The sequence below is a fragment of the Streptomonospora nanhaiensis genome (assembly GCF_013410565.1).
Taxonomy (GTDB): domain Bacteria; phylum Actinomycetota; class Actinomycetes; order Streptosporangiales; family Streptosporangiaceae; genus Streptomonospora; species Streptomonospora nanhaiensis.
Map to the genome: position 1 here is coordinate 971,828 of NZ_JACCFO010000001.1, position 20,753 is coordinate 992,580.

At 74.1% G+C, this 20,753-nt stretch carries 16 protein-coding genes; 4 read left to right on the forward strand and 12 right to left on the reverse strand.

Annotated elements, in window-relative coordinates:
- The first annotated feature begins 24 nt into the window (after positions 1-24).
- Positions 25-1,128: a non-homologous end joining protein Ku gene (gene ku, locus HNR12_RS04200; RefSeq protein ID WP_179766257.1), complete on the forward strand. Its 1,104-nt coding sequence runs from the start codon at positions 25-27 to the stop codon at positions 1,126-1,128.
- Between the two features lie 69 nt (positions 1,129-1,197).
- Here ku and HNR12_RS04205 read toward each other — a convergent pair whose 3' ends face one another.
- From HNR12_RS04205 to HNR12_RS04245, 9 genes are all read right to left on the reverse strand, one after another.
- Positions 1,198-2,154, reverse strand: coding sequence for an ATP-dependent DNA ligase (locus tag HNR12_RS04205; protein WP_179770393.1), 957 nt, complete (start codon positions 2,152-2,154; stop codon positions 1,198-1,200).
- A gap of 136 nt (positions 2,155-2,290) precedes the next feature.
- Complete coding sequence (locus HNR12_RS04210; RefSeq protein ID WP_179766258.1) at positions 2,291-2,761, reverse strand: bifunctional nuclease family protein; 471 nt, start codon at positions 2,759-2,761, stop codon at positions 2,291-2,293.
- A gap of 293 nt (positions 2,762-3,054) precedes the next feature.
- The gene (locus HNR12_RS04215; RefSeq protein WP_179766259.1) at positions 3,055-3,597 is read right to left on the reverse strand and encodes an FHA domain-containing protein; all 543 of its coding nucleotides are present in this window, start codon (positions 3,595-3,597) and stop codon (positions 3,055-3,057) included.
- 364 nt (positions 3,598-3,961) lie between these two features.
- Complete coding sequence (locus HNR12_RS04220; protein ID WP_179766260.1) at positions 3,962-6,460, reverse strand: mannose-1-phosphate guanyltransferase; 2,499 nt, start codon at positions 6,458-6,460, stop codon at positions 3,962-3,964.
- Positions 6,461-6,596: 136 nt separating this feature from the next.
- A complete protein-coding gene (locus HNR12_RS04225) occupies positions 6,597-7,208 on the reverse strand; it encodes a CDP-alcohol phosphatidyltransferase family protein (protein WP_179770394.1) in 612 nt (203 codons plus the stop codon).
- A 397-nt stretch (positions 7,209-7,605) separates the two neighbouring features.
- Complete coding sequence (gene thyX / locus HNR12_RS04230) at positions 7,606-8,403, reverse strand: FAD-dependent thymidylate synthase (protein WP_179766261.1); 798 nt, start codon at positions 8,401-8,403, stop codon at positions 7,606-7,608.
- A 280-nt stretch (positions 8,404-8,683) separates the two neighbouring features.
- On the reverse strand, positions 8,684-8,824 hold the full coding sequence (locus HNR12_RS04235) for a GPGG-motif small membrane protein (protein WP_179766262.1): 141 nt from the start codon (positions 8,822-8,824) through the stop codon (positions 8,684-8,686).
- A 66-nt stretch (positions 8,825-8,890) separates the two neighbouring features.
- Positions 8,891-9,697 (reverse strand): NAD-dependent epimerase/dehydratase family protein, encoded by an 807-nt coding sequence (locus HNR12_RS04240; protein ID WP_179766263.1) that lies wholly within the window; start codon positions 9,695-9,697, stop codon positions 8,891-8,893.
- A gap of 68 nt (positions 9,698-9,765) precedes the next feature.
- Entirely contained in the window at positions 9,766-11,994 is a 2,229-nt protein-coding gene (locus HNR12_RS04245; RefSeq protein ID WP_179766264.1) for an anthranilate synthase component I, read from the reverse strand.
- A 389-nt stretch (positions 11,995-12,383) separates the two neighbouring features.
- Here HNR12_RS04245 and HNR12_RS04250 point away from each other — a divergent pair, with 389 nt between their 5' ends.
- From HNR12_RS04250 to HNR12_RS04260, 3 genes are all read left to right on the forward strand, one after another.
- Positions 12,384-14,642, forward strand: a complete 2,259-nt coding sequence (locus HNR12_RS04250; RefSeq protein ID WP_179770395.1) for a HelD family protein — start codon at positions 12,384-12,386, stop codon at positions 14,640-14,642.
- A gap of 86 nt (positions 14,643-14,728) precedes the next feature.
- Positions 14,729-15,190: a nuclear transport factor 2 family protein gene (locus tag HNR12_RS04255; RefSeq protein WP_179766265.1), complete on the forward strand. Its 462-nt coding sequence runs from the start codon at positions 14,729-14,731 to the stop codon at positions 15,188-15,190.
- A gap of 2,115 nt (positions 15,191-17,305) precedes the next feature.
- Positions 17,306-18,529, forward strand: a complete 1,224-nt coding sequence (locus tag HNR12_RS04260; RefSeq protein WP_179766266.1) for an MFS transporter — start codon at positions 17,306-17,308, stop codon at positions 18,527-18,529.
- On the opposite strand, the gene HNR12_RS04265 is transcribed toward HNR12_RS04260, so the two are convergent.
- The 3 genes from HNR12_RS04265 to HNR12_RS04275 form a co-directional block, all read right to left on the reverse strand.
- Positions 18,483-19,496 carry a substrate-binding domain-containing protein gene (locus tag HNR12_RS04265; protein WP_179766267.1) on the reverse strand — a complete coding sequence of 338 codons (1,014 nt, stop codon included), beginning with the start codon at positions 19,494-19,496 and terminating at the stop codon, positions 18,483-18,485. The two genes, HNR12_RS04260 and HNR12_RS04265, sit on opposite strands and share 47 nt — an antisense overlap.
- Positions 19,497-19,733: 237 nt before the next feature.
- On the reverse strand, positions 19,734-20,120 hold the full coding sequence (locus HNR12_RS04270) for an SRPBCC domain-containing protein (RefSeq protein ID WP_179766268.1): 387 nt from the start codon (positions 20,118-20,120) through the stop codon (positions 19,734-19,736).
- Complete coding sequence (locus tag HNR12_RS04275; protein WP_179766269.1) at positions 20,117-20,725, reverse strand: hypothetical protein; 609 nt, start codon at positions 20,723-20,725, stop codon at positions 20,117-20,119. Before HNR12_RS04275 ends, HNR12_RS04270 begins: the two co-directional genes overlap by 4 nt.
- Positions 20,726-20,753: the final 28 nt, after the last annotated feature.

Here is a 20,753-nt window from a genome sequence, read left to right on the forward strand (position 1 = left end):
GGCCGAACGGGGAGGAGGTGCCTGATGGCATCGCCGGTGTGGAAGGGGACGCTCAGCTTCGGGCTGGTGAGCCTGCCGGTGCGGCTGTTCAGCGCCCGGGAGCGGCACGGCACGCGCTTCCACCAGTTCCAGCGCGGGACCTCCGACCGGATCCGCTACCGCCGGGTCAACGAGCGCACCGGCAAGGAGGTCGACTCCTCCGACATCGTGCGCGGCACCCGGGTGGACGACTCCGGGGGCGACGAGGAGTACGTCGTCCTGGAGCCCGAGGACCTGGAGGACATCGCGCCGGGCCGCTCCAGCGCCCTGGAGATCACCGCTTTCGTGCCGGCCGGCGACGTCGAGGCGCTGTGGTACGACTCCGCCTACTACCTCGCCCCCGACTCCAAGGGCTCGGCCAAGCCCTACCGGCTGCTCTACGCCGCCCTGGAGCGCGCGGGCCGCCTGGGCCTGACCACGCTGGTGCTGCGCGAGCGCCAGCACCTGGCCGTGATCGGTCCGCAGAACGGGGTGCTGGCGCTGAGCACGCTGTGGTGGGCCGACGAGATCCGCGACCCCGCCGAGACGCTGCCCGCCATCCCCGAGGCCGACCTGGCCGACCGCGACCTGGACCTGGCCGAGCAGCTCATCGGCGCGATGGCCGAGGAGTGGAGGCCCGAGGAGTACACCGACGACTACCAGGAGCGCGTGGACGAACTGGTGCGCGCCAAGAGCACCGGCGAGCGGGTGCGCTACGCCGAGGAGGGCCCGCCGCGCGAGACCAACGTGGTCGAGCTGACCGAGGCGCTGCGCGCCAGCCTGGGCGGCGGCAAGAGCGGCGGCCGGGGCGGCGGCAAGGGCGGCGGCCGCGCCAAGGGCAAGGAGGGCGCGACCGCCCGGGGCTCCTCCGGGGGCGGCGCGCGCGGCGGCGCGGAGGGCGCCGGCGGCGGGCGCTCGGGCGGCGGCAAGGCCCCCGAGCCGCGCGAGGCCCCGGTCGCCGAGCTGTCCAAAAAGGAGCTGGTCCGGCTGGCCGCCGAGCTGGACGTCCCCGGCCGGTCCAAGATGAGCCGCGAGGAGCTGGAGGAGGCGGTGACCCGCGCCCGCGGCGCCGCCTCGGGCCGCACCCGCCGCAGGGCCCGCTCGGCCTGAGCCCGGGCACCGTCCGCGCGCCCCCGCACCGCCCGGCCCGCCCGTCCGCGGACGGAGAAGCCGGGCGGCCTAGGACTCGATGTCGAGGTCGGCGGGCACGTCAGCGGCGTCCAGGTCGGGGCGCGGGCGCACGTAGCGCACGACGTGCCGCCAGCGGCCGGCGCTCACGGCGGTGTCGGGGGCGACCTCCACCACCGCCTCGGGCACCACCCGGGTGTACTCCCGCGAGCGGTGGGAGCCCCACGAGGCGGGCAGCACGGCCGGCCAGGGGTGGTCGCCCTCGGCGGCGCGCAGCAGCGGGGCGACCGCCGCGCGCTCGGTCCGGCTCAGCTCGGCGGTGCGCCCCACGATCCGCAGCTCGCCGGTGGCGGAGTCGCGGCGGCCCAGGACGAGCTGCCCGGGGTGCTCGGGCGACCCGGTGACCCCGCCGACCACGGCCTCGGTGGTGACGCGGCGCTTGTACTTCTGCCATTCCCGGCGCCCGGGCCGGTAGGGCGCGCGGCCGTCCTTGACCACCAGCCCCTCCACGCCCACGGCCGGCATCTCCTCGTACCACTGGCGCGCGACCTCCAGGGAGGCCGTGTGCCAGCCCAGCATGAGCACCGGCTGGGCGGCCTCGCGGAACAGCGCGGCGAGGCGGCCGCGGCGCTCGTCCAGCGGCCGCGCGGCCACATCGGCGCCCTTTTCGCGCAGCAGGTCGAACACGACGTAGTGGCAGGGCTCGGTGCGGGCCAGCCGGCGGGCGGCGGCCGGTCCGGAGCGGCCGCGCCGCTGCACGGCGTCGAAGTCCAGCCGGCCCTCGGGCGACCAGCGCACGATCTCGCCGTCCACGGCGGTACCGGGCGGAAGCGCCTCGTGCACGGCCGCGGCGACCTCGGGGAAGGTCGCGGTGAAGGAGTTGCCGGCCCGGGAGGTCAAAAGCGTGCGCTCGGCACCCCGCTCCGCGATGGCGCGGTAGCCGTCCCACTTGGGCTCGTAGCGCCAGCGGGGGCCTTCGGGCAGGCGGGACACGGTGCGGGCGAGCATGGGTTCCACGGCGGGAGCCTGCCCGCCGCACGCCCCGCGCAGTGGCTCCCTGGCCGATCATGGGGCGAACTTGACCGGCCCTTTGGCCGGAGCGCCGCCGGCGCGTCACCGCGCCGCGCGCCCGCCCCGCGCCTCATCAGGTGGTGCGGCCGAAGTCCTCGGGGGTGATCTGGTCGAGGAACTCGCGGAACTTCTCGACCTCGTCCTCCTGCTCGTCGGGGATGGGCACGCCGGCCTCGTCCACGACGTCGTCGTGGGCGTAGATGGGCGCGCCGGTCCGCAGGGCGAGCGCGATGGAGTCGGAGGGCCGGGCACTGACCTCGACACCGTTGGAGAAGACGAGTTCGGCGTAGAAGATGCCGTCGCTCAGCGCGGTGATGTTCACCGTGCTCAGGCTGGCGTCGAGGGCGTCGAGCACGTCGCGGAAGAGGTCATGGGTGAGCGGGCGTGCGGGCATGACGCCCTGTTGGGCGAGGGCGATCGCGGTGGCCTCGACCGCGCCGATCCAGATCGGGAGGTAGCGCTCGCCGTCGGATTCTTTGAGCAGGACGATCGGCTGGTTCGAGGGCATCTCGACTCGGACGCCGACAACCTCCATGTGCTTCACTGCGGCTCCGTCCCACGACTCGTCGTGCCGGAGGGGCACCCGCGAATGGTGCGCTCCGCTCCGTCTTCTTCACGGTACACCGCCCAGGCGTTAGGCGGCCGAGGCGGTCCCGGGCGGTGGTTCGGTGCCCGGACCGGGGCTGGTCGCCCCTCCCCCGATTCCGCGTTCAGACGACATGACCGCGGTGTGTCCGATCGCGCCATCGGTGGCGGTCTTCCCTAGAAAAGCTCTCCGGTGAAGGGGTGGCGCAAACCTGATCCGGGCGCCCGGGAGCGGCCGGGCCGGCCCGTGCCTCAGCGGCGCGGCTTGGTCAGCAGCACCAGCCGGAACTTGCCGATCTGGACCTCGTCGCCGCCGCCCAGCTCGGCCTCGTCGATGCGCTCGCGGTTGACGTAGGTGCCGTTCAGGCTGCCGACGTCGCGCACGCCGAAGCCGTTGCCGCGGCGGAAGAACTCGACGTGGCGGCGGGAGACCGTGACGTCGTCGAGGAAGATGTCGCTGTTGGGGTGGCGTCCGGCGGTGGTGACGTCGCTGTCGAGGAGGAAGCGGCTGCCGGCGTTGGGGCCGCGCTTGACCACCAGCAGGGCCGTGCCCGGGGGAAGGGCGTCGACGTTGGTGGGCTCGCCGGGGAGGTCGTCGGCGGCGTCGGCCTCGGCCTCAAGCGCCTGGATGCCGGAGATGGAGATCGTGGACGTGGTCTCGCCGACGGAGTCTCGGCGCTCGCCGGATCGCGGGGCCTCCCCTCCTGCCGTACGGACGGGGGAACCGCAGTTGGAGCAGAAGCGGGCATCATCCGCAACGGCGTGACCGCACTGCGTGCAGTAAACGCTCGACATAGGTCGGCTCGGCCTCCTACCGCACGGGGGCGGTGCTTGATTCGGCTGGTAGTCGTTCGCGCCAGGGTGCAACGGACATACCGCTCACCCCTCCTGAAAACGGGGCAGACCAGTGTGATGTTCCCCCCGGTTCACCGCGAATTCTTACATGGTGTCATCCCCCGCCATCCGCTGGTCTCACCTGTCACAGCCCCGGCCCCGAAACGCCGCGAAGCCCGCCGTGCCCGGGGCTGGGGAACACTCGACTCTAAACCATATCGACGTCGGCGAGGCGCCGCTGACCGCCCGATTCAACGGCGGCCCGCGGCCGGATTTGGCCGCGGGCCGCCGGGGGGCGGGCGGGGCCGCGCCCGCCCGCCCTGGGTCAGCCTTCCGCCCGCTCCACGACCTCGGCCCACTCGTCCAGCAGCCGCTGGGCGGTGTCGGTGTCGGGGCCCTCGGCCCACAGGTGCGTGACCGCCTCGGAGGTGTCGGGCAGCACCAGCGCCCAGGCGCCGTTGGACTCGATCACCCGCACTCCGTCGGTGGTGTCGACCTCGCGGTCGCCGGCGGCCTCCACCACGGCCCGCATCACACTGCCCTTGACGGCCCACGGGGTGGGCACCGAGCGGCGCAGCAGGTGCGCCTGCGGGATGCGGCGGTCGATCTGGCTGAGCGACAGCCGGGTGCGGGCCACCAGCCCCAGCAGCCGGACGAACGCGGCGATGCCGTCGGCGGTGCGGGAGAACTCCGGCACCACGTACCCGCCGCGCCCGTCGGAGGCGAAGACGATGTCGTCGGCCTGGGCGGCCTTGGCCAGCTCGTCGACGGCGGTGGGGGTCCACTGCACCTGCACGCCGTGGTAGCCGGCGACCTGCCCGGCCACGCGCGTGGTGGTGACAGGAAGCGCCACCCGGCCGCCCTTGCGCTCGGCGGCGATGAGGTCGAGCACGACCAGCAGGGCGCGCTCGTTGTCGACCAGCTCGCCGTTCTCGTCGACCAGCGACAGCCGCTCGGCCACCGGGTCGAAGCGCACGCCGAAGTCGGCGTTGGACGAGGACACCAGCTCGCCCAGGTGCTGGAGGTCGCGCATCTGCTTGGCGAGGGTGTCGGTGGGCGACGCCTCGTCAAGGCGGTTGTTGACGGTCAGCACCTCGACCCCCAGCCGCCCCAGCAGGGAGGGCAGGATCAGCGAGCCCGTGCCCCCGGCGCAGTCGACCACGACCTTGAGCCCGGCCTCCTCGACCCCGGAGGTGTCGACCAGCCGCAGCAGCTCGTGGGCGTAGTTCTCCACCCCGCGCGAGGGGAACGACAGCTCGGCGATCTCGCCCGGGAAGGCGCGGCGGTACTCGGCCCGGCTGAACACGCGCTCCAGCTTGCGCTGCGCGGCCGGCGAGAGGTCGGCGCCCCGCTCGTCGAAGAAGATGAGGTCGACCGACTGGGGGTCGCCCGGCGAGGTGCGCAGGCTGATGCCGCCGGCGACCCCGCTCTGGGAGGTGTGGTAGCGCGCCACCGGCAGCGGCACGACCTCCAGGTCTCGCACGTCGATGGCGCTGGCGGTGAGCGCGCTGATGACCGCGCGCTTGAGCGCCCGCGCCGCCCGCGACACGTCGCGGGAGGTGGTGACGACCGACCCCTTCTTCAGGGTGGTGGCATACGCGCTGGCCAGCCGCACCGCGAGTTCTGGGGTGATCTCGACGTTGATCAGCCCCGACACCCCGCGGGGGCCGAACAGCGAGCGCTGCCCGCGCGACTCCCAGATGACGTTGGTGTTGACGACCGCGCCGGCCTCGATGGTCTTGAAGGGGTAGACCTTGACGTCGTTGGAGACGAACGCCTCGGACTCGATGACGCACTCCTCACCGACGATCGCGCCCTCCTCGATCCGGGCGCTGGGCATGACGTCGGTGTTCTTGCCGATGACGCAGCCCCGCAGGTTGGTGCTGGAGCCGATGTAGACGTTGTCGTGGACCACCGAGCGGTGCAGGAACGCCTCGGAGCGCACGACCACGTTGCTGCCCAGCACGGTGAACTCGCGCAGCTCGGCGCCGGCCTCGACCTTGGCGTAGTCGCCGATGTAGAGCGGGCCCTTGAGGACGGCCTCGGGGTCGACCTCGGCGCCCTCGGCCATCCACACGCCGGGGGAGACCTCGAAGCCGTCGATCTCGACGTCGACCTTGCCCGAGAGCACGTCGGCCTGGGCGCTGAGGTAGCTCTCGTGGGTGCCGACGTCCTCCCAGTAGCCGTCGGCGATGTAGCCGTAGAGGGGCGCGCCGTCCTTGAGCAGCTTGGGGAAGACGTCGCTGGACCAGTCGACGACCTCGCCGGCGGCGACCTCGTCGAGGACCTCGGGCTCCATGATGTAGATGCCGGTGTTGACGGTGTCGGAGAAGACCTGCCCCCAGGTCGGCTTCTCCAGGAACCGCTGGATCCGGCCCTGCTCGTCGACGATGATGATGCCGAACTCCAGCGGGTTGGCGACCCGCTTGAGCCCGATGGTGACCTTGGCGCCGTTCTCGCGGTGGAAGCGCACCATGTCGGTCAGGTCGATGTCGGTGAGCGCGTCGCCGGAGATGACGATGAACGGCTCACCCTTCAGGTGCTCCTCGGCGTTCTTCACGCTGCCGGCGGTGCCCAGGGGCACCTCCTCGGCCACGTAGTGCAGGTTCATGCCGAGTTCCTCGCCGTCGCCGAAGTAGTTGCGGATCAGCGTGGCGAGGAACTGCACGGTCACGACGGTGTCGACGAACCCGTGGCGCTTGAGCAGGCGCAGCACGTGCTCCATGATGGGGCGGTTGACGACGGGGAGCAGCGGTTTGGGCTGGTTGGCGGTCATGGGCCGAAGGCGGGTGCCTTCCCCTCCGGCCATGACGACGGCCTTCATCGGGGCCACCCCCAGACCCCGCGTGATGGACGGCCGGACGCCCTGGGGCGCGTAATCATGGTGGGGATGTCGCTCCCTTCCTCTTGCTCGTGCCGCATGGCCGCGCGGCTGTCGCCGGCACGGCCGCGGCCGGGTGCTAGTCGGCGGGCCGCTCGGAGTCGGTCGCTCTGTCGCTGGTCGTGGCCGCTACCCCGGAAACGGAATCGTCACCCGTTGCGCCGTCGGCCCGTCGCGACTCCGCGATCAGTCGTGTCGCCTGTATCGCGTAGAGCAGTCCGGCCCACCAGTAGATAGCCGTTCCCCAGATGGCGAACGCCCAACCCATAATCCGCGCCACATCACCGACGATTCCGGCATAACCGGCGACGAACAGGAGCGGGAAGGAGTAGAGAAGGCACAGCGTGGCGGCCTTGCCGGCGAAGTTCACCGGCAGGGTGCCGTAGCCGTAGTAGCGCATGACGGGCAGCGCCAGCACGATCAGCGCGTCGCGCAGCACCAGCACCGCCATCAGCCACCACGGCACGATGCCGCGCACCACCAGGCCCAACAGCGCGGCGAAGATGTAGAGGCGGTCGGCCATGGGGTCGAGCACGGTGCCCAGCCGGCTGGTCTGGTTCCAGGCGCGGGCGATCTTGCCGTCGAGCCAGTCGGAGACCCCGGCGAAGGCCAGCACCCCCAGGGCCCACCAGTCGGCCTGGGGAACCAGCACCAGCCACAGAAAGACCGGGACGCCGATGAGGCGGAGCATGCTCAGCAGGTTCGGGACCGTCCACACCCGGTCGGTCGTGATCTCAGTCACGGCGCCCTCGCGCGCGCTGGCCGCTCGGCGCCGGGTTCCCTCGGCTCGCCACCCCACCTCCCGTGTGTCCGAATAGCGAGCTTACCCGGCACGGGCGCGGCGCACGGCGGCCGCGCGGCGGGTCGGGCCCCTCGGGGCCCCGGCCGTGGTCAGCGGCGATACCCCTCCCGCCCGCCCGGACGCCCCGCCCGGCACCCGTCGCCGCCGCGCGGGGGCGGGGATTGGGGCGCCTCGCCCGGCCGCGCGGCGGCCATCCCAAATGCGCCCGGCGCGAGGCCGAGCGGGTCGGGGCGCGGCGGGGCCGCCCGCGCGGCCGCGGGCGCGCTCCCGGGCGGCCCCGCCGGGATCAGACCTTGCGCCAGGCGGGCACCCACGCGCCGTCGGTGACCTCGTAGTCGCCGAACAGCGCCGGGGCCTCGGCGCGCAGGACCTCGGCGATGCGGCCGAAGAGCAGCCGGATCTCCTCCTCGGCGCCGGGGGCGGTGCGGGCCTCGATGGTGTGGCGCAGGGTGCGCACGTTGGCGGTCCACACCAGGCCGGTGGCGACCCCCTCGGGGGCGAAGCGCCGCATGAACGAGGTGCGGTGCTTCTTCTCGGCGAAGGCCACGCCCTCCTCGTCCAGGCCGAAGTGCTCGGCCATCCACAGCTGGAACCGCTCCATCTGGTCCAGCATCTCGGTGGCGCGCTTCATCAGCTCGGGGTCGTCCTTGGCCCACTCGGGGAACCAGAACGGGATGTCGGTCAGCCGCACGAACCGCAGCGACTCCTGGGAGACGGCGGTGCCGGGGCGGTGGCGGACGAGTTCGTGGGTGAGGACCCGGCTGACGTTGTGCAGCACGAAGCTGAAGCTGACGTGCTCCAGCACCGAGCCGTGCATGCTGGCCAGGATGTTGCCGAGGTAGGCGTCCTGGTCGGTGCGGATGCGGGTGACGTTGGGGTTGAGCCCGGGCTCCCAGGAGCGGTAGCACAGCCGGCCGGCGAACTCGGCGAGGTTCTGCGGGTCGTTGAGCGGGGTGTCCAGCTCGCCGCGGTCCAGCCGCTCCAGCCAGCTCTGGCCGCCGACGTCGGCGAGGTAGCGGGCGATCTCGTCGTAGTCCAGCTGCGGCCGGGCGATCAGGTGGACCTCGGGCTCGACGCTCTTCACGTGGTTCTCTCCCCCAGGGCCGCGCCGTGGGCGGGCGCGGCGGTTGCTCATGGCGAGGCCGCCCGGGCGGTGGGCCCGCGCGCGGTGCGCGGGCCGGCGGGGAGGACGCGGCGGCGCGGTGGCGGCCGGCGGCCTCGGCGGGCGGCACAGGTCGAACGTAGCACCGCCCGCCCACAGGGCAGGTCCCCGGCCCGCCGCGGTGGCGGGCCGGGGACCTGCGGGCGAATCTGTTGTCGGCTTCTTCTTTCGGTCCTGTTCGGGGATACGGGGGATGTCCGCGTCAACCGAGGTAGAACTGCCCGGGCGCCACGATCACGCCGAGAACGATCAGCACGATGCCCCAGAGGAGCTGGCGGCGCACCAGCGCGAAAACGCCGGCGACGATGAGGATGATCCCCAGTATCAGCAAGAGAATACCCATGGCCTATGGACTGCCCCTGGGGTCCTCGGCATAACGCGGGCCGGGCCAAGATTGTCGCAGATCTCGTTATTCCCGCAGGTGAGGCAGCACGGACTCGGGTCGGGCGAACGCGCCGCCCTGCGGGCCTCCGTGCCAGAAGGGGTCGTCGTCGCCGAACCGCCCGGCGAAGCGGGCGGCGTCGTCGACCGGGCGGTAGCCCAGCTCGTTCTCGCCCGCGCTGAGGTCCCAGAAGCGGCGGGCGTTGCCCGAGACCGCGTAGGCGGCGACGAAGGCCACGTTGGGCGCGGTGAGCGCGGCCCGCGCGAACCCGACGCAGTCGCGCGGGCTCAGCCAGGTGGCGAGGTGGCGGGTCTGGGTGGGCTCCTCCGCGAAGGAGCCCACCCGCAGGGCCACCACCTCCAGGCCGAAGGTGTCGGCGTAGAGCTGGCCCAGCGCCTCGGCGGCGACCTTGCTGACCCCGTAGAGGCCGTCGGGGCGCGGCGGCTCGTCGGGGAACACGTGGTGGTGGATGGGGTAGTTGCCGGTGACGCGGTTGCTGGAGAACAGCACCACGCGGGGCACCCCGGCGCGGCGGGCGGCCTCCAGGACGTTGTGGGTGCCGCGCACGTTGACGTCGAGGAGGTCGTCCAAGGGCGCCTCGTCGGGGATCGCGGCGAGGTGGAGCACGGCGTCGGCGCCGGTGAACGCCTCGACCAGCGCCGCCCGGTCGCCGATGTCGACCCGGGCGGCGCTCTCGCGGTCGCCCTCGGGCTCGACCGGTTCGCGGTCGAGCAGTACGAGGTGCTCGGCGTCGGCGCGCAGCCCCGCGCGCAGGACGGAGCCGATCCGTCCCGCCGCTCCCGTCATCACGATCCTGCCCGGTTTCACGTCCATACCGTCGAGCGTAGGGTCGCGCCCCGGCGCCCGCGTCCGCCGAAGGCGGCGGGGCGCCGGTGCGCGCCTCACCTGGCCATGCGCAGCACCCGCTCGATGATCCGCTCCCCCACGGCGGCGGTGAGGATGGACTCGGGGTGGAACTGCACCGCCCACCGGCGCGCCTCGGGCGCCTCGACCGCCATCACCACGGGGGCCGCCGGGTCGTCGGTCACGGCGGTGACCGTGAACCCCTTGACCCGCTCGGGGGTGGTGTAGGTGGAGTGGTAGCGGGCGGCGGTGAACAGGCCGTTCTCGGCGAGGCCGGTGAGCAGGTCGCCGCCCTCCACGCGGATGCGGCCGGGCTTGCCGTGCACGGGCTCGGCCAGGGTGAGCAGCTCGCCGCCGGCGTGCTCGACCATGGCCTGCAGGCCCAGGCACACGCCGAACACCGGCAGGGCGCGCCGGTCCAGTTCGTCCAGCAGGGCGGCGGTGTTGAAGTCGGCGGGCAGGCCGGGACCGGGCGAGAGCACCACCAGGTGGGGGGCCAGCTCGTCCAGCAGCGCGGGGTCGAACCCGTGGCGCACCGTGGTGACCTCGGCGCCGTGGCGGCGGACGTAGTCGGCCAGGGTGTTGACGAAGGAGTCCTCGTAGTCGACCAGCAGCACCCGCATGCCGGCGCCGACCGGCGGGAGAGGGCGGGCCTCGGGCTCGGCGGGGGCGCCCTCGTGGCGGTCGGCGCGCGGCGCGGCGTCCAGGGCCAGGGTCTCCAGCAGCGCCCGCGCCTTGAGGAAGGTCTCGCGCTCCTCGGCGTCGGGGTCGGAGTCGTAGAGCAGGGTGGCGCCCACGCGCACCGTGGCCACGCCGTCGCGGATGTGGGCGGTGCGCAGGGTCAGGCCGGTGTTCATGGCGCCGTTGAAGTTGACCACCCCCACGGCGCCGCCGTACCAGCGCCGGGGCGTGGTCTCGTGCTGCTCGATGAACCGCATGGCCCAGGTCTTGGGGGCGCCGGTGACGGTGACGGCCCACATGTGGGTGAGGAAGGCGTCCAGCGCGTCGAACTCCGGGCGCAGCCGGCCCTCGATGTGGTCGACGGTGTGGATCAGGCGGCTGTACAGCTCGATCTGGCGGCGGCCGATCACGCGGACGCTGCCGGGCTCGCAGACCCGGGACTTGTCGTTGCGGTCGACGTCGGTGCACATGGTCAGCTCCGACTCCTCCTTGAGGGAGGACAGCAGCTCGCGGATGTTCTCGGCGTCGCCCAAGGCGTCGTCGCCGCGCGCGATCGTGCCGGAGATGGGGCAGGTCTCGACGCGCTGGCCTTGGCCGGGGGCGCCGCTGACGCGCACGAACATCTCGGGCGAGGCCCCGACCAGGTACTCGCCCTCGCCGAGGTTGAAGAAGAACTCGTAGGGGGCGGGGTTGCGCTCGCGCAGCCGCTCGTAGAAGCGGGCGGGCGACTCGCAGGCGCCGTAGGTGCGGTGGCCGGGCACGACCTCGAACAGGTCGCCGCGGACGAACCGCTCCTTGGCCTTCTCGACGATGCGGGCGTAGCTGCCGGGCTCGGGCGGGGGCGGGATCTCGGCGGGCACCACGGCGGGCGTGGGCTCGGTCGCGCGGGGCAGGCCGTGGGTGGTGGCGGGCCCGGCACCCGCCGCGGCGCCCTCGCGGGTGAACTCGTAGGTGTAGCGCAGGCAGGTCTCGCGCTTGCGGTCGCGCACGACGATGGCGTCGGGCAGGTGCAGCACGAGGTCGCGGTCCTCGGGGTGGCGCTCCAGCACCGGTTCGATCGGCTCGAACTGGAAGGCGAGGTCGTAGCCGAAAGCGCCGTAGAGGCCCAGGTGGGGGTCGTCCTCGGCGGAGAAGAGCGCGACGATGGAGCGGAGCACGGAGAACACGCTGGGCCGCCGGCTGCGCTGCTCCTCGGTGAAGAACTCGCCGGGGCCGGGCTCGGGCACGGTGACCTCAAGGCGGTCGGGGTCGCCGCTGCGGGCGGCGCCGTGCTCGGCGAAGGCCGCGGCGATCACCGGCATCAGCACCCGGCCGCGGTCGTTGAGCGCGACGGCGGTGACGCGGCGCCCGCGCGCGGCGACCTCCACGCAGGGGTCGACGTAGCCCAGGTGCCAGCGGCTGTAGCGGCCGGGGTACTCCATGCCCGAGGAGAGCACGCCGCCGCGGCGGTGCTCGACGGCCTGGACGAGCGCGGTGAGGACTTCGGGGTCGCAGGGCGCGGCGGTGCGCTCTACGGCGAGCCCACCGGCGGTGCGGTAGGCGATGCGGCTCGACTCGGACGGTGCGGAGTCAGTACCTGGGGTCACGGCCGGTCCTTTTCACACGTGGACGGTGCGGATTTGGCGCCGCCGAACCGGGGCCGTGAACACGAAAAACGACCGCCGGTGCGGGCGGTCGTGCGCTGGTTGGTGGAATCGCGAACCTGCGGGCGCCGCCTAGGGGCGGCGCCACCACTGGGGTGGGGTCGGAGCGATTCGCATGGAGGAAGCATAGCGCATCGGAGGTCGGCGGTGCGGGTGTACGCCTGGATCGCGACACGCGGTTCTGCTACGCTCGATTGGCTCAAATATAGATGAGAGCATATCTCATTAAGGAGCATACCACAGACATGGAGCAGCGTCAAACCGACTAGGTAGCCGAGCAGTCGCCCGCCCCGCAGCGGCCGTCACACCCCTCCCCCGGCCGCGGTGCCGCCCTGCGCACCGAGCAGGACCACGTCGACCGGGTCTACGCCCGCCTGGACGTGCTGCGCGAACGCGCCGCCTCCGCGCTCACCGCGGCGCTGGCGCGCGGCGGCGCCGGCGGCTACGCCGCGCTGATGGAGCGCGAGGCCACCGTCGCCGAGCAGGCGGCGCGCGCCGCGCGGCTCTCGGCGGTCGAGAACGGCCTGTGCTTCGGCCGGATCGACCACGCCCCCGACCACGGCGGCGACACGCTCTACATCGGCCGCATCGGCATCCGCGACGACGACCACGAGTCACTGCTGGTGGACTGGCGGGCGCCGGCCGCCCGGCCCTTCTACTCGGCCACCCCCGTCTCGCCCGACGGCCTGGTGCGCCGCCGCCACCTGCACATGCGCGACCGCGCGGTGACGGGGGTGGACGACAAGGTGTTCGACCTCGACGGCCTCAGCGACTCCGACCGCCGCACGCTGGTGGGCGAGGCGGCGCTGCTGGCCGGGCTGCGCCGCGGACGCACCGGCCGCATGCGCGACATCGTCGCCACCATCCAGACCGAGCAGGACCGGGTCATCCGGTCGGACCTGGCGGGGGTGCTGGTGGTGCAGGGCGGCCCCGGCACCGGCAAGACGGTCGCCGCCCTGCACCGGGCGGCCTACCTGCTCTACACCCACCGCGCCGTGCTGGAGCGCCGGGGCGTGCTGGTCGTGGGGCCCAACCCGGCCTTCCTGCGCTACATCGGCGAGGTGCTGCCGTCCCTCGGTGAGACCGACGTGGTGCTGCGCACGGTGGGCGAACTCTTCCCCGGCGTCGCGGCCACCGCCCAGGACCCTCCGGAGACCGCCGTGGTCAAGGGCTCCCTGCGCATGACGGCGCTGGTGGAGGCGGCGGTGGCCGACCGCCAGCGCGTGCCGGGCGAGCCGGGCGGGACCGGCCCGGGCTCCGCGCTGGTGGTCGCGGCCGACGGCATGCGCCTGCGGGTTCCCGCCGCGGTGTGCCGCTCGGTCCGCGACCGCGCGCGGGCGCTGCCGCTGCCCCACAACATGGCCCGCAAGCTGGTCGTCAACCGCCTGCTGGAGGCGCTGGCGCGCGACCAGGCGCGCCAACTGGACCGCCCCGCCGACGAGGCCGACCTGCGGTACACGGCCCAGGCCCTGTGGCAGGAGGAGCCGGTGCGGCGCGCGATCGACGGGCTGTGGCCGCACCTCACCCCCCAGGAGCTGGTCGGCCGGCTGCTCGCCGACCGCGCGGTCCTGGAGCGCGTCGGGGCGCGGGCCGGGCTCACCGAGTCGGAGCGCGCCGCGCTGCACCGCCCGGCCGGCGGGCCGTGGACCGTCGGCGACGTCCCGCTGCTGGACGAGGCGGCGGAGCTGCTGGGCGCCGACAACAGCGCCGACCTGGCCGCCGAGCGCGCCGACCGCCGGCGCCGCGCCGACGAGGAGCGCTACGCCCAGGGGGTGCTGGAGTACACCGGGCTGTTCGAGGACGGCCTGATGGCCGCCGACACGCTGGCCGAGCGGCAGCGGGGCGCGGCCCCGGCCGCCACCACCGCCGAGCGCGCCGCGGCCGACCGCGAATGGGCCTACGGCCACGTGATCGTGGACGAGGCCCAGGAGCTGTCGGAGATGGCCTGGCGCGTGGTCATGCGGCGGGTCCCCACCCGCTCGCTCACGGTCGTGGGCGACACCGCGCAGACGGGGAGCCCGGCGGGCGCGCGGTCCTGGAGCGGCATGCTGGGCCGCTACGCCAACAGGCGGCTGCGCGAGCAGCGGCTGCTGGTCAACTACCGCACGCCCGCGCCGATCATGGCGGTGGCCGCCGACGTCCTGGCCGAGGCGGCGCCCGGGGAGCGGGCCCCGGAGTCGGTGCGCGCCGGGGGCGACCCGCCGCGCGCCGTCCGGGTCGCTGACACCGACCTGCCCGCGCGCCTGCCAAAGCTGGTGGCCGAGGAGCTGGCCGCGATCGGCGAGGGGCGGGTGGCGGTCATCGCCCCGCCCGACCGCCACACCGAGGTGGCCGCGCTGCTGCCTGCCGCTGCGGCCGACGCAGGGCCCGGGGCGCTGGACGCGGCGGTGGCGGTACTGACCCCGGGCGCGAGCAAGGGGCTGGAGTTCGACTCCGTGGTGGTGGTCGACCCGGTAGGGGTGGCCGCGTCGTCGGCGGCGGGCGGCCGCGACCTGTACGTGGCCCTCACCCGCGCCACCCGCCGCCTGACCGTGGTCCACGAGGGGCCGCTGCCGCCGATGCTGCGCCGGCTGCGGGAGGAGCCGGCCTAGTGACGGGTCGGGGCGGGTGGAAGGGGCGGCAGAACGGTGTCCGATCCCCGCCGGACAGGTCCGACCGCGCCGTCCACCCTGGTCCCATGACAAAGACATACGACACCGACTCGACCGCCGTCCTCACCGGCATGTACGCGGCCGAGGCGCGGTACCTGGCGGCGGGCGGACCCGGTGCGGCCTCGTTCGACATCCTCGCCCCCTACTTCGCTCCCGACGTGGAGCTGCATCAGGCGGCGGCGCTGCCCTACGGCGGCACGTGGCGCGGGCACGCGGGGCTGGCGCGGTTCTTCCACGCGATGAGCCGGACGTGGGAGTCGTTCGCGATGGCCGAGCAGGCGTTCCTGGCCACCGGACCGACCGCCGTGGTGCTCACCCAGGTCCACGCCCGCGCCCGCGCCACCGGCCGCGATCTGGCCTTCCCCATCCTGCAGACGATCGCGGTCGAGGACGGGAGAATCCGCGAGGTGCGCCCGTTCTACTGGGACACGGCGGCGATCGCGGCCGCCTGCACGGCCACGGCCGCGGCCCCTGCCGGTACCGGCTGAGGCCGGCTGAGGGGGGTGGGGTGGCATGGGGTGGGATGGGTGGAGGGATTCGGGGGGGGGAATCGGCGGGAACAGGGACGCCGACTCGGGGGGGCGTCGGCTGGCGAGGGGCCGGGCGCGGCGGACACCGGACACGGGAAGGGCGGCCCTGCCCCAACGGGGCGGCAACGGGGGGCGCGTGTGCGGCGCCGCGACCATCTTGCACGGCCGGCGGAGGATGAGGCCCCGACGAGGCGCCCACGGCAGCCAGCGGCCAGGCCGGCGCCCACCGCTCCCGCCGGGCGAGGGCGAAGGCCCAGACGAGGCACCGAGGCCGACCAGGGTCAGGCGCCGCGCCCACCGGGACTGCCGGCACGTGGCTCGGCCCCGACGAGGCGCCAAGGCCAAGCGGGGGTCAGGCACGCGACCACCGGTCCCCGGGTCCGCCGGCCGAGGTGGCGACGCGGCCGAAGCCGAGCGCGGGGCCGGGCACGCGACCACCGACCGGCAGGGCGGACGGTCGAGGCGGCATCGGGCACCGAGGCCGGGCGCGGCCACAGCCCGCGATCATCGGCGGCGGAACGGGTGGCCGCGGCGGCGACGGGAGAGACGGCCGCTCGGCGGTGCGGCCGGGGCCGGGCCGGTCTGGGGCGCCACCGCGCGCGGTGGCGCGAGCTCTCATGGTCCTGTCTCTGCTCAGGTGGCATGTGAAGGGACGGTCGAGGAAACCCGAATGTCCTCGGCGCACAGCGCGGCGCTGTCATGGAAGTCGCCCCTTTGCCCCGACCGAGGAGAGCGGGGCAGCACGGGAGACACCTCACAAGGGCCACAGTGATGGCGAGCCGGAGGCGGCCACGCGCCCGGGGCGGCGTGCGCCTGCGGGGTCGGGGCCGGACCGGTCGAGCACGACCGTCCCCCGTTCCGCGCGCCCCACCAACGGACAGCACCGGGCAAACCGGACACTCACCCCCTTGCATCTCACATGGCGAGACAAAATCGGGGCCTTTCACGACGATCTAGCATCCACGGCCGCCCGAACGACCGTGAATACATACTCGCCACCCCTGAAAAGCGACATAAGCCCCGAAGCAACCCTCGCAGCACCCACACTGTCTCATTATGCGGACACCGTGAGCGCACCAGCGGCCTCCATGCCCCCAGTGAGAGTCGAATGAATGAACAAATCGGGCAATCAGCCCATAGCAATCGAGCGTAGGCCGACGAGATGACGGTCTCGGCGCCCTGAACTTCCTGCACCCGCCCCGGCCACCCGCGCCGCCCTCGCCGACCAAGTGGCCGCAGCGGCGTGGCCGGTCCACCGGGGTGCGGCGTCGGAGCGACGCAAGTGCCCTCCGGTCGAAACGGCGACCCCCAGCGGCACGTGGTCGCAAAAAGGTCTTTCCGCCTCGCCATGTGAGATTGCAGGGGCCAATGCCCCCTTGGAAGGAGTAGCGCAGCAGCCCGTTGGTGTTCGGGCACGCGACTCCCACCTCGCACAAATGACGGACAGGCGGCAAAGCGGCCCCGCACCTCCCCATAATCCCGAGGTCACCCGAGCGGCCGCCGCCCTTGCCGCTGACCGCATGCCCGGCCACCCGCCGCCGTCGCCGCTCCCGTCGCCCAGCAAAGCCACCCACCGGCAGGGGCGGTAACCGCCGACCCGAATCCCCGACGACCTTGGCGCCCTCGCCGCCACCCCGGCCAACCGCAACGGAACCGCTGGTTCGCATGCCCGGCCACCCGCCGCCGTCGCCGCTCCCGTCGCCAAGCAAAGCCACCCACGGGCGGCACCGATGACGGCCCAGCCCAACCACCAACCCCACCGCCCTCGCCGACCCCCGTCACACCCCCAACCACCCGCCGCCCCACCGACGGCCGCTCGGCCCCACCACCCGCCGCCGCTGGCGCCGTCGTGGCCTCCGCCGGCCGCAGGGGGCACCGATGCCCGCCGCCCCCATCTCCCCACCGTTCCCTGGGAGCGGTGAGCATTAGGCGGTTGCCGCTGCGGCGCCGGGTGTGCCAGGCTCGAACCATGGCAAGTACTACGTAGTACTCGGTTACCGGTACCTCCGCATCGCACCCCCCACCTCCACCCGCTCTCACCTTCACCACACCCACCCAGGCAAAGGCGGCTTCGTGCTCGGCTCCTACCTCGCGCTGCTGCGGCGGGCGCACGTTCCCTCGGCGCTGGCGATCAACATCGTGGGCCGCCTCCCCCACGGGATAGTGGCCCTCGCGCTCACCCTGCTGTTCCGCGACGAGGGCGTGCCCTTCGGCACCGTCGGAGTGCTGGTGGCCGTCTACGGCGTGGGCACGGCCGTGGGCGGGCCGGTGCTGGGGCGGCTCGTGGACTTCTACGGGCAGCCGGTCGTGCTGGTGGTCAGCGGCGCGGTGGCGGCGGGGACGCTGATGTGGCTCGCCCTCGCGCCGGACGCCCCTCTGGCGGCGGCGCTCGCGCTGACGGCGCTGGCCGGGGCCTCCACCCCGCCGCTGGAGCCGTGCCTGCGCTCCATCTGGCCCGACCTGGTGCCCGACGAGCAGGAGCGCGAGACCGCCTACTCGCTGGACGCCGCGCTCCAGGAGGTCATCTTCGTCACCGCGCCCCTGCTGGTGGTCGCCGTGGCCGCGCCGTTCGCACCGGTGGGCGCGGTCGTGGCCACCGCCGTGATCACGGTGACGGGGGCCGCCGCGTTCGCCGCGCTGCGGCCGGTGCGGCGCTGGCGGCCGGTGCCGCGCCGCACCAACTGGCTGGGGCCGCTGATGTCGGCGCGGGTGCGCCGGGTCGTCGTGTGCTTCGTGTTCGTGGGCACCGCGCTGGGCGCCCTGGCCGTGGGCGCGGTCGCCTACTCCGAGGCGGCGGGGGCGCGCGACGTCTCCGGACTGCTGCTCAGCGCCAACGGGCTGGGCGCGCTGGTCGGCGGCCTGCTCTACGGCGCGCTGCCGATGCCCTTCTCCCCCACCGTGCGGTTCCGGCTGCTGCTGGGCGGCCTGGCGCTGGGCTACCTGCCGCTGCTGCTGATGCCCGGCACCGCGCTGATGGCGGTGTTCGCCGCGCTGTCGGGCCTGTTCCTGGCGCCCGCGCTGGCGTGCACGTTCCTGCTGCTGGGACGGGCGGCCCCGGCCGGCACCGCCACCGAGGCGTTCGCGTGGCTGATCTCGATGTTCGTCTGCGGCAACGCCCTGGGCAGCGCGGCGGCGGGAGCCGCCGTCGAACTGGCCGGGCCGGTCGCCCCCTTCGTCGTGGCCGCCGCGGCGACCCTGCTGGCGGCGCTGCTGTCGCTGCGGGTGCGTGAGCCGCGCGGGACGGGGACACTCAGCCCGACGAGCGGGACGGGGGCGGCGCCGTCGACCCCCGGATGAGCAGGCGGGCCGGCAGCCGCACGACCTCGGCCGCCTGGTCGGCGCCGTCCACGGCCGCCAGCAGGCGGCGCATGCCCAGCGCGCCCAGGGTCTCGCCGGGCAGGTCGACGGTCGTCAACTCAGGGGTGAGCGCCTGGGCGAGGTCGACGTTGTCAACGCCGGTCACCGACAGGTCGCCGGGAACGGCCAGGCCCTCCGCCTGCGCGGCCTTGTAGGCGCCGACCGCGAGGATGTCGTCGTCGCAGACCACGGCGGTGACCGCGCGACCGGCGGCGCGTTCGCGCCGAAGAGCGGCGCGGGCGGTGTCGCGGGCGGCGTCGCGGTCCACCGCCGCGGCGGCGCGCGCCCGGCGCATGCCGCGCGCGGCGCAGGCGGCGTCGACTGCCGCGGCGCGCTCGCGGAAGGTGGAGGTGTCCACGTCGGCGCGCAGGTGCAGGATGTCGCGGTGGCCGAGGCGGTACAGGTGGTCGACGACCTCGGTCAGCGCGGGGGCGATGTCGAAGCGGACGGCGCCCATGCCCTGGGGCGGTTCGGCGTCGAGCACCACGGCCGGGACACTGTCGTCCAGGGGCCGTCCGCCGTCGTCCAGGGAGCAGGCCAGGACGGCGTCGACCCGCTGGCCGGCCACGTCGGCGGCGACCGAGGCGAGGTCGCGCTGGACGGAGAGCACGACCTGGAACCCGGCCTCGCGGGCGGTGCCGCGCGCGCCGGTGAAGACCCGCGCGAAGAACGGGTTCACGATGTCGGGGATGGCGATGAGGACCATGCGCGGCCCGCCCACGCGCAGCCGCCGGGCGTCGGCGTTGGGCCGGAAGCCCAGGCGGCGCGCGGCGTCGAGGACCGCCTGCTGGGTGCCCGGCGCGACGCGCCCGCGCGCGGCGCCGCGGAAGACCAGCGACACGGTGGACTGCGAGACCCCGGCCAGCCGTGCGACGTCGTGGCTGGTGGGGGGTTTGCCGGTGGTCACGGGCTCAGCATAGCCGCGCGCCCCCGACCGGCGCCGTCGCGCGCTGAGGGGCGCGGAGCGCGCGGGCACCGCGCGGCGCGCGCGGGACGGGACGGTGGCGACGCCGGGGCTTCCCCGCTCCGCCCGACTCCGCCTGGCTCCGCCTGACTCCGGTCCAATCCCGTCCACTCCCCCGGACCGGCGCCCCGGTCAAGCCGTCATCGACCGCTTGACCGGGGCGCCGGTTCCCACCGGGATCTATGCGGGCTCGTGGCCCTCGGGCGGGCCGATGGTCGCGGCCTCGGGGCCGAACTCCTTGGCGTAGTGGGCGTTGAGCCGGCGCCACTCCCCGGCCGCCTCGTGGCTCGCGCCGTCGAGGTGGGCGCCCAGGGCGTCCAGGCACACGTGCCAGCCGGTGGTGTCGCGGGCGGCGCGGCCGAGCTGGTCGAAGGTCTGGGTGAACACCAGTTCGGTGCCCTCCCCCACCGGGTGCAGCTCGAAGCGCAGCAGGTCGCCGGACCAGTCGAGTTCCAGCAGGCGGGGCGGGTCGCTCCCAGGCGAACGGGGACACCGCCGGTCGCCGGGGCGGTTCTCGGCGCCGTCCGTCCATCGGCGCCGAGGGCCACCGCCCCGGACGCCTCTCACCCGTTGACGAGGGAGCCGAGCGCGGAGGTGTACTGGTCCTCCGAGGGGATCGTGAACAGCTTGGGCGACCCCTCGAAGGTCACCATGTAGGGGCAGTCGGTGTCCTCGCCGACCATCTCCACCGGTTCACCGACCTCCTCAGCGGTCCGCGCCTCATACACCCGGACCTCCACGGTGGCGCTGCGCATCGGCGCGGACTCGCCGGTGAACTCGCACGTGGCGACCTCCTCGCCGGTGTCGGTGCGCTCCGTGCAGGCGACGAGCTGGACGTCGCCCGGTGCGGCGGGGTTGAACGGGTCGTCGGCCCGGTCCACGTTGAGCGGCACCCGGCTGAGCGAGGTGGCTTCGGCGTTGCGGACGTCCTCGAAGACCGCGACCGGGTGCGGCCCCGAGCCGGGGGTGTACTCGGCCGCGCCGGGGATCGGGCGGCCCTGGCACAGGGTGCTGTAGTCGTCCATGCTCTCGGCCGTCTGGTGGAGGGGGCGGTTGGTCCACTGGACGAAGCCGTAGACGCAGCCGGCGGGGAGCCCGACGACCACCACAAGCGCCGCCGCGCAGCCGGCCACGCGCGTGACGGGGCCCGGCTCCTCGTTCCGCTTGCTCACGGTTTCCCTCCCTGGGGTGCGGGGATCA